At 30.9% G+C, this 272-nt stretch carries 1 pseudogene; it reads left to right on the top strand.

The annotated features are described in order from the left end of the window. Positions 1–130, top strand: a pseudogene (locus AB6N09_RS05695) (IS110 family transposase); the annotation flags it as partial. Between the last annotated feature and the right edge of the window lie 142 nt (positions 131–272).

The raw sequence follows: 272 nt of genomic DNA, 5'->3' as shown, positions 1-272 counted from the left end.
ACTTGGCGCGTTTTATTTTAAGCTTGTTGAAAGTGGTAAGAAGAAGATGGTGGCTGCAACAGTTCTAATGCGTAAAATTATAGTAATTGCTAATACAAGGTTTAAAGAAGCAATTAATTTAAATACCTAAAAACTTACACAGCAGTAACTGCAATGAATATTGTGAATAAGTACGTTCACACAGACTTAAAGTACTTATTCACATATTCATTGGCTTAAGTAAAAATTGCTGCGGTAGCTGTTTGATATAAAATCTATTTTCTATAACAAAC

This window comes from Wolbachia endosymbiont of Tettigetta isshikii, from assembly GCF_041154185.1.
In the GTDB taxonomy this organism is placed as follows: Bacteria; Pseudomonadota; Alphaproteobacteria; order Rickettsiales; family Anaplasmataceae; genus Wolbachia.
Note: the sequence above shows the minus strand (reverse complement) of the source record. Positions and strands in the feature narration are given on the sequence as shown.